The sequence below is a fragment of the Calidithermus terrae genome (assembly GCF_003574345.1).
Taxonomy (GTDB): domain Bacteria; phylum Deinococcota; class Deinococci; order Deinococcales; family Thermaceae; genus Calidithermus; species Calidithermus chliarophilus.
The window spans coordinates 1-948 of sequence record NZ_QXDL01000447.1 but is presented as its reverse complement, the minus strand read 5'-3'; the positions used below and the strand labels follow the sequence as shown (position 1 = coordinate 948).

The window sequence follows — 948 nt, the reverse complement described above, 5'->3', positions numbered from 1 at the left end:
CGGGGCTTCTCGGTTCTCACGGGACGGCCCACGCCGTACCCATCCCCGAAGGCTCCGTCCGAGCCCATCTGCGGTCGGGTGCACGCCCCGACCGTGCCAGGACATTGATGGCCGCAGCCACATCCCGGTGAAGAGAGGCCCCGCAAGCGGGGCAGGTGAACTCCCTGACCCACAAGGGTTTCTTCTCCCGGTGCCCGCACACCGGGCAGTCCTGGCTGGTATGCTTGGGGTCTACCCCCACGACCCGCCTACCAGCCTCCTCCGCTTTGTAGGCGAGGGTTTGCAGAAAAGCCGCCCAGCCCGCGTCCTGCACCCCCTTGGCGGTGCGGGAGCGGGCCAGTCCGAGGATGTTCAGGTCTTCGTGGACGACGGTGCCATAGCGGTTTACGAGCCTCCGGGCCAGCTTGTGGTGGAAGTCTTTGCGCTGGTTGGCGATTTTGCGGTGCTGCCGAGCCAGGCGCATTTTGAGCTTCCTGCGTCGGTTGGAACCCCGCCGCTTCTTCGTCACGGACCGCTGGGTGCGGGCGAGTTTGGCCTGCGCCTTCTGGAAGTACCGAGGGGCCTCGACCAGCTCCCCCTCCGAGGTGACGAGGAAGTGGGGGTTGGTGCCCAGGTCTATCCCGACGGCTGCCCGGTTCTCGGGTAGGGGGTTGGGCTCGGTCTCGCAGACAAACACGATGTACCAGTGCTCGCCTTCCCGCTTCACCGTCGCGGTCTTGACCTCCCCTTCGAGCGGGCGGTGGAACTTGCACTTGACCGAGCCGATGCCGTGGAGGAAGACCCGCTTCCCGCCTCCCTGCACCTTGACCCCGGTTTGGCCCGCCTGGGGGAAGGTGAACGAGTCGTAGCGCTCCCGTCCCTTGAAGCGGGGGTAGCCCGCTTTCTGTCCCGCCCTGACCCGGCGGAAGAAGCCCTGGAAGGCTTTGTCCACCCGCTCGATGACGTTCT

General features: G+C 66.5%; 1 protein-coding gene. It reads right to left on the bottom strand.

Annotated elements, in window-relative coordinates; all coding sequences use genetic code 11:
- Positions 1-16 precede the first annotated feature (16 nt).
- Positions 17-948, bottom strand: a 932-nt coding sequence (locus Mterra_RS21495) for an RNA-guided endonuclease InsQ/TnpB family protein (RefSeq protein WP_147373065.1), incomplete at its 5' end; no start/stop codon positions are given.